Source organism: Thermogutta sp. (genome assembly GCF_039793925.1).
Classification (GTDB): Bacteria; Planctomycetota; Planctomycetia; order Pirellulales; family Thermoguttaceae; genus Thermogutta.
The window spans coordinates 1-7652 of sequence record NZ_JBAMME010000201.1; the positions used below are offsets into that span (position 1 = coordinate 1).

Below are 7652 nucleotides of genomic sequence, written 5' to 3' on the forward strand. Positions count from 1 at the left end.
GGCAGAGTTCGAGAAGAGGTTGCAGGAGTTCGTTCCCTGGACACCGCCGGTTGAAGAATCCATGCTACCTACAGAGATCCCGGACGAGTGGGACGAATTAGAGGCCGCCAATGCCGAACTGACCAACCGTGTGGCTGACCTGGAAAACCTTATCCGTCAATACGAACAGCATGAGGAAGAGAGTAAATCACAAATCAAAAATCTGGAGCATCATATATCCCAGTTAACAAACCAGGTGAATGAGTGGCGTCAACGGGCGGAAGAGTTGACTCGAGAAAAAGAGGTTTTGGAAACGAACAATCGCGGCTTACAGCAGGAATTGGAAAGGCTGCAACAGGAGCTCGCCCAGGCCAGACGTCCCTGGTGGCGAAAGCTGTTGGGCCTGCCTGTTTGTTAACCACAGGGCGTGACAGTCGTAAATAAGGAAGAGAGCACTGTAATTCACGATAGTAGATGGAGAAATCAGTTATAGAAAGGATGTTTCATGCCAGGACTATGGATTCTCAATTTCAGTCACCCGTTGACTCCGGAACAGAAAAAGCAAATTCGGACTCTGACAGGTCAGCGGATCAGCAAGGTCGTGGATCTGAAGTGCCAGTTCGACCCGCAGCAGTCATTTATTGAACAAATGCGGGCATTATTCGACCAGATCGGATTGACTTACGAACAATGGCAGACCTTGCCCATTGTGGTTAATCCGCCATCGTTCGCACCAATCGCCTGTCTATTTCTGGCGGAACTGCATGGAAGGGTGGGACATTTTCCGGCTATTATGCGTCTTCGCCCGACCAGCGATGTTCCGCCCCAATTCGAAGTGGCAGAGATTATCAACCTTCAACAGGTGCGCGACCAGGCACGGGAACAACGCATTAAAGAAACGACCGGTTGATTGCCAGTGGCTTGACTTGAAGGATTCGATAGGACAAAATCATCGGCCGAAATAAAAAGAAAAGGCTAATTACGGGGTAATCAATATGGCTCGTCGATCATCGGCAGGCAGTTGCTTTCGAGGGCAGGTTCTTGAACAAACGTGGGAATTCTGTGCCGCAAAGCGAGGACAACACCATGGGTGATCGTGCGTTCATTGTATTTTCTGTTGGGCCCGTTCAATCCTTCATTTCTGCCGCGCGGACACTGCGGGACCTGTGGACCGGCAGCTTCTTACTGGCATGGCTGACCCGTAAGGCCATGGAACCGATCTATTCAAAACACGGTGTGGCGGCCTTCATCGAGCCCGATATGAGCGACGATCCCATGTCGCCCCAGAACCTGCGCAAGGAGCTTCGCTCCCCCTGCTTGCCGAACCGGTTTCTGGCGGAAGTTCCGGCTGAGGAGGCGGAGAGTCTCGCTAATGCCTGCCGGAACGCTTTCGAGGCTGCCTGGCGCAGCATCGCAGAGAAAGTTCGCGAGACACTCCACACCAAAATCGAGGATTTGAAGGGCGGGTGGTTGGCGGAATGGGAGAGCTCGGTCAATCGTTTTTGGAATGCCCAGATTGACTCATTCTTCGATGTGCGGATGACCGTCGTGCCTCAGGAAGCGATTTCTGAGAGCGCGATCGAATCATTGCTCGGCCATCAGGCAGCCTCAGGAGACGCCTGGGCCAATGCTCCAGAAGAGGACAAGCTGTGGACGCATCGCGCGGAACTGGCAGCCCGGGTCCACGCCACCCACAAGGTGATCAGAAAGGTCACCACATATTCCCCAGAGCCGGATGAACTGGGGATGTACCCTGCAAAATGTTCCCTTCTGGGAACCTACGAATATCTGGGACCTGCCGAGTTGACAAAGGCCGCCGAATTCTGGCAGGCACTCAGCGGTAAGAACGGCCTGAGTGTTGGTGGGGTACGGATTCGTTCCGGCGAGCGTCTCTGTGCGGTGAGTCTTGTCAAACGGTTCGCCTGGCCCGCCTATTTTGCGGAGGAATTTGGGGCTGACCCGCGGAAGATGCGGTTGGAGGACCTAGCAACTGTCGCGGCTGCCGAATGGCTCCGCCAGGAACCCCCGCTTTCTCCTGAAAAAGTCCGCGAGGAGCATGGCGTGTGGAGTGGGGAATGGCTCCATTGGGATCGGCCCGAGCTGGACGAGGATGAAGGGGCCTGTCCGGACGCGGTTTGGAAGCAGATCAAAGACAAGCGAGCTCGTCAGGGTGCAGCACCAAACTATTATGCGGTGCTGATGATGGATGGCGATCGGATGGGCAAACATCTCCGCGCAAGACCCGGTCGTCAGCATCCCCAAACCATCAGTAAAGCGCTGATGATGTTTGCGCTCCGTTACGCCCCGAAAATTGTGGAAAAGAATTACGGCGTGCTTGTGTATTGCGGTGGGGACGACGTGCTGGCACTGCTTCCCACAACCACAGTGATCACGTGTGCCCAGGAACTCAACGAGGCCTTTCGGAAAGTATGGGCCCAAGTGGTCTTGCAGGGAGTGCCCGGAGAAAGTGCCACGCTCAGCGCGGGCATAGCCGTTGTCCACTACAAGGAAGACCTTCGCTTTGCCCTGGAAACCGCAAGACAGGCCGAAAAACATGCCAAAAATAACGGTCGGGATTTGGTGGCGATCACCGTCTGTCGGCGGTCAGGCGAACACACCACGGCCCTGTGCCCCTGGCCGTTTTTGGACGACGTGAAAGGGTGGGTTTCAGCCTTCACACCCACTCAGCAAAATCGGGCGGGAGCCTCCGACCGCTGGGCGCGTCACCTTTATCAAGAGTTGCCAGTGTTAAAAGGTCTTCCGGTTGAAGCGATGAAGGCCGAGATCCGTCGGCAGGTCGATCGCGCCGAGGAATCCACACGGAAACTCCTGTCACCAAACGAACCCAAAAAAGCAGGGGCCAAAATTGTGGAGCAGTTGGAGCGTTTCGGCAGTTTGTGGGACGAGCGATCACGGTCGCGTGGCAAAGCGGGTGCACTGCCTCCCGGCCCCGGCATCCAGAATGGTCAGCTTCTGGAAAACTTCCTGACCCTATGCCAGACGGCATCGTTCTTGGCGAGAAGGAGGGATCAATGAACCAGCAACTTCAACGCCTGGGGGCCATCCTGGAACCGCTTGACGTCTTGTTTTTCCGGGACGGCCGCCCATTTACAGCGGCCATGCGAGGAACGTCGGGACTTCCGCTCCCGCAGACAGTTGCCGGTGCCATCTGGACGGCCATCCTGCAGGCTTTGGGCTGTGACTTCGAAAAGGTTCGAGAGGTTTACTGCCAGAAGGCCGAAAACCGTCAGCTTACGGACGATGAATTTCACGAGGTGTGTCGTCAAGGGCTCCAAAAGGCCGGTGCCCCCGAATGGTTCTTCAATATTCGCATCCGCGGGCCATGGTTGGTCCGAGACCGCGGGGTACGGCCCGGGACGACAGATTCGATTCACTGGGAGCTCATCTTCCCCATGCCCGCCACCGTCTATTCCTTCAAAAAGAGCGAAGAAGGTGCGAGTGAAATTTGGCTGGGGAAGCCCCTCGAACGGAAGCAAAATCTCCCAGGCTGGAAGCCGCCACGAGAGGGTCTGCGGCCGATTTGGGTGAAGACCCGGGAAGATGTGGAAACCGCCAAGGGTTATCTGACCGCGCGTGGAATGCAAAAGTTCCTGCAAAGCAGACCGCCTCAGGATTTTACCAAAGAGGATTTTGTCTCTGAGAGCGAGTTATTTGGTCACGACAATCGCACGGGAATAGGCATCAATGCCGATCGGCTGACTTCTGAAGAACACCACATTTACACGGCCAGTTTCCTGGCTTTGAAACAGAATGTGGCCTTTTACGTGGAGCTTGATTTGCCGCCTGAGGGGGAATCGGTGTGGAAATCGGTGAGTTTTCTCCGCTGGGGCGGGGAAGGGAAACGCGTGGCCGTCAGGCATTGCGATAGACCGCTCGAATTTCCGCAAGCGGTTCCTCAAACCGGGCAAAAACCCCTGGTCGTGCTGACGACACCTGGCATTTTCGAGGAGGGATGGTATCCGCGGTGTTTAGCCCAGCACTTAGCAGCGGCCGTGGTGCCCGGCGAGATTGCCGTGTCAGGTTGGGACCTTGTCCGCAGAGGTCCCAAGCGCACACGTTTCGCCGCCTCGGCTGGCTCTGTGTATTTCCTCGAAAGTCTCCCGGAAAATCTCTCGGACTCGTTGTCGGATAATCCTGCGGACCAGCAGCAGGGTTGGGGCTGTTTCTTGCAAGGAGTTTGGAACGATGGCTAACGCGACACAAACGCTCAAAACGCAAGGCGGACTCTTGTTCATTCACGCCCAGACGGCTTTGCACCCCGGCTCGGGAACCGCCCTGGGAACCGTCGATCTGCCCGTCCAACGGGAACGGCACACCGGTTGGCCGAACATTGCGGGATCAGCCCTCAAAGGCGTCCTTCGCGATGCGTATCGGGAAAAGGTGCGTCAGGAGACTCAAAAGCCTCGCAAAGTCGTCAACGAGGAAGATCCGGACGTTGTCACCATCTTCGGACCGGGCAAAGTGGAAGAAAGCAGCGCCCACGCCGGTGCCCTGACCGTCAGCGATGCCCGCATTTTGGCCTACCCAGTGCGTTCGCTGCGTGGGGTGTTTGCCTGGGTGACATGCCGTGGTGTTCTGGAACGTCTGTGCCGCGATTTGGATCTTACCGGAATGCAGCCCCCGCAGCTCCCCACAACCTGGCCGGCCGAACACAAGGCCCTCGTTCCGACGAATTCACCGCTTTTGGTAGGGCAATCGGCCCAGGCGACCATCGTCCTGGAGGAGTTTGATTACAAAGTTACTGGCCCTAGTGACAGTGTGGCCGAGTGGCTGGCAAACCATGCTGTGGTTCACAAATTTGCTCAGGATCGCATGAAGAGCCACCTCGTTGTGCTCTCGGACGACGATTTCACTCATTTTGTCCGCAATGCCACAGAGATTGTCGCGCGGATTGCCCTCGACTACGAGCGCAAAACGGTCAAAGAACGGGCTCTATTTTATCAGGAATTTCTCCCGGCAGAGACCATCATGTATTCTGTGCTGCTCGCCAATTCCAGCCGGAACAGCAAGACTTCTATGGACGCCGCAGATGTGCTCCACAAAGTACGGAAGTGCCTGGAAGAGGTTCGCGTGCTGCAGATTGGGGGCGACGAGACCACGGGAAAGGGTCTGTGTGCCGTCCACGTGCTGACCTGATCGGATCCGGTTCACAGGCTATCAAAGTAAGAGGAGTTGACCTATGCCAAGTGTCACCAATTCACACAGGAAAACGCTCGACCAGCGTCGGGCAGAGCATGCGTGGCAAGCCGTTCAGGCGGCCAAGAACAAGAATGATAAAGAGGTTTTTGAAAAATTCCATGGCCAGGCCAAAAAATTGCCGGTGCGGATCATTGCCTCCGGATTGGGGCAGGCCCTCGCATTTCTGAAAGCGAAAAAATATGCACCGGATTTGCTTATCGCACTGGGCGACTGGGTGCTCAATAAACGCTTGAACCCGGACAGCAACAAACCAAAACCAGACGACATGGCACTTTTGAAAGCCGTTGTCGAAGGTGACGCCGAATTCCTCCGTTGGGCCACCGACGAAGTCCTGGCCTATCTTCAGTGGCTGAACCGGTTTGCAGACGCCGAAGGATCCGAAAGCACTTCAGCAATCGACTGAGGAGAAAATCCTATGGCGATGATTGTTCCCCTGCCCAAACCCGTTCGGGACTTGCTGTCCGAGAACACCCATCTGGGGCTGCAACTCGACAAATATGTCCAGTCATGGAGCGAAGAGCTGTTCTCAAAATCTGGGGATAATAGCGGGAAGCTTTCGGAGCGGGTTCAAAAGCCCACGGTCGACAAGATTGCCGACAAATCTAAAAACGAACCACCGGGGCTGAATTATGACGCCTTATTCGATCGGTGGCAGACCGTCGTGGCGGCGAGGGGAGCGATGACCTTCAAGGCCAAAACCGTCGGGCCGCTGACGCTCCATCTCGCGCGGGCATCGGCGCTGGAGAACGCCGGCATCTGTCTGCACCCAATCTACGGCTTTGTCTATTTGCCCGGTACGGGTCTAAAGGGAATGGCCCGGGCATTTGCCGAAACCGTCTGGTTGCCGACGCAAACCGATCAGAAAAAGGCGTGGCAGCAGATCGAGGACGTCTTCGGCTGGGCGCCCAATCCCGACCGACAAAAACAGATCAAAGCAAACGAGCACCCGGCCGAGAAACGTTACGATCCCGAGAATCCCAAAGCCGAGATCACGGCGTCGGTAGGGCAGATCATCTTTCTGGACGCCTGGCCGGAGAAATGGACCCCTTTAGTCGCCGACATATTGAATAATCATCATGCGAGTTATTACCAGGATCAGGAACCGCCCGGGGACTGGGATTCGCCCATTCCGGTGTATTTTCTCGCGGTTTCCGCTGGCCACACGTTCTTTTTTGCCTTGGCCAAACGCCGGGCGGATGTGCCGAATGAACTCCTTCAACTGGCGACCGAGTGGCTGATCGGCGCCCTGGAATACGAAGGAGCGGGAGCCAAGACGGCCTCCGGGTATGGATCGTTTAAGGTGACCGAGCCGCCAAAACCGTTTTCCCAGAAAAACGTGGAGAGAACCTGGAAAGAAGCAAAGCAAAAACGTGCGGAATTCACCTGCACATTGGAGCTGGTCACCCCTGCCTTTCTGGCGGGACCGTGGCAAAAGGAAGAGGACTGCGAGTTGCGGCCGGCGACGCTTCGGGGGATGCTCCGCTGGTGGTGGCGGACCATGCATGCCGCCCACGTGGACGCCGTCACGCTTTATCGGATGGAATCCGCGATCTGGGGTGATACAAACTCCTGCGGAGCGGTGCGGGTCACCGTGGAGCCGTTAGAAAGCATGCAGCCTGTGTTATTCGACAAAAAAGAGGTGAGAAACGAGAATAAACTGCCTCCTCCACCAAATAAAAAAACCACACCGGGACTTGATTATTTCACCTTTGGCATGGACGACATGCGCAAGGAGAATGGCCAGCGTAAACGTTATAAGCGCTATTATTTAACGCCGAACGCGAAATGGCGCGTGACGATGAGAGTTCGTCCGAAGATTTATGAGATAAAGAATGATAAAGGCATCGTTATTGACAAATGGACACTGGCTGTGTCGGATTTGCTACCCCAGGCTCAGGCAGCGCTGTGGCTTCTCTGTTACTACGGAGGGGTTGGCTCCAAGTCGCGAAAGGGCTTCGGTTGTTTCGACGTACCCGCCGAGCTCTCACGTTCGAATTGGAAACTGGAAAAATGCAAAGAAGTCGCCGCGGAGTTTCGCAAGGCATGTCGCCTATCAAGGCAAGAAGGCTGCCACGCGCCGACTTTAGAAACGATGATTGCGGGAAAGGAGCTTCGGGTTCCCTGGAAAAACGTGTGGTGGGTTCTGGACGCCATCGGTGCCGCGGCACAGGCCTTTGCGCAACAATATGCGCGAAATCCTCAAAAATTGGCATTGGGACTTCCCCGAAACGTGCGCGCCGCAAACGTGCCCGGGCAATTTAAACCGGGGGAGCACGTGGCAGAGACCGGTCGCCACGCATCGCCGCTTATCTTTCACGTGGGACGCCAAAATGGTCATTACGTCGTCCGCTGTGTCGGCTTTCCATCTCCGGAGTTGCCGGACGATCCCACGCGGAAAAAAAGCCAGGACTTTCTTAATCAGGCGATAGACACAATTACTAAGAAGCTTACAC

Annotated in this window: 7 protein-coding genes; all 7 read left to right on the forward strand. The window is 55.8% G+C overall.

Annotated elements, in window-relative coordinates:
* A partial coding sequence (locus ABJK56_RS07905) for a hypothetical protein (RefSeq protein WP_347244122.1) occupies window positions 1-397 on the forward strand: 397 nt, incomplete at its 5' end.
* Window positions 398-484: 87 nt separating this feature from the next.
* Window positions 485-889: a CRISPR-associated protein Csx15 gene (gene csx15, locus ABJK56_RS07910; protein ID WP_347244123.1), complete on the forward strand. Its 405-nt coding sequence runs from the start codon at window positions 485-487 to the stop codon at window positions 887-889.
* A 176-nt stretch (window positions 890-1065) separates the two neighbouring features.
* Window positions 1066-3015 (forward strand): type III-B CRISPR-associated protein Cas10/Cmr2, encoded by a 1950-nt coding sequence (cas10, locus tag ABJK56_RS07915; protein WP_347244124.1) that lies wholly within the window; start codon window positions 1066-1068, stop codon window positions 3013-3015.
* Entirely contained in the window at window positions 3012-4193 is a 1182-nt protein-coding gene (gene cmr3 / locus ABJK56_RS07920; protein ID WP_347244125.1) for a type III-B CRISPR module-associated protein Cmr3, read from the forward strand. The genes cas10 and cmr3 overlap by 4 nt, the downstream gene beginning before the upstream one ends.
* Window positions 4186-5136 (forward strand): type III-B CRISPR module RAMP protein Cmr4, encoded by a 951-nt coding sequence (gene cmr4 / locus ABJK56_RS07925; RefSeq protein WP_347244126.1) that lies wholly within the window; start codon window positions 4186-4188, stop codon window positions 5134-5136. Before cmr3 ends, cmr4 begins: the two co-directional genes overlap by 8 nt.
* 43 nt (window positions 5137-5179) lie before the next feature.
* A complete protein-coding gene (gene cmr5 / locus ABJK56_RS07930) occupies window positions 5180-5602 on the forward strand; it encodes a type III-B CRISPR module-associated protein Cmr5 (protein WP_347244127.1) in 423 nt (140 codons plus the stop codon).
* A gap of 12 nt (window positions 5603-5614) precedes the next feature.
* Window positions 5615-7652, forward strand: a 2038-nt coding sequence (gene cmr6 / locus ABJK56_RS07935) for a type III-B CRISPR module RAMP protein Cmr6 (protein ID WP_347244128.1), incomplete at its 3' end; no start/stop codon positions are given.

What these genes read in the sequence shown, in the direction of transcription:
- csx15 (WP_347244123.1), top strand. Translation starts at nt 485, where the DNA reads ATGCCAGGACTATGGATTCTCAATTTCAGTCACCCGTTGACTCCGGAA.
- cas10 (WP_347244124.1), top strand. Translation starts at nt 1,066, where the DNA reads ATGGGTGATCGTGCGTTCATTGTATTTTCTGTTGGGCCCGTTCAATCC.
- cmr3 (WP_347244125.1), top strand. Translation starts at nt 3,012, where the DNA reads ATGAACCAGCAACTTCAACGCCTGGGGGCCATCCTGGAACCGCTTGAC.
- cmr4 (WP_347244126.1), top strand. Translation starts at nt 4,186, where the DNA reads ATGGCTAACGCGACACAAACGCTCAAAACGCAAGGCGGACTCTTGTTC.
- cmr5 (WP_347244127.1), top strand. Translation starts at nt 5,180, where the DNA reads ATGCCAAGTGTCACCAATTCACACAGGAAAACGCTCGACCAGCGTCGG.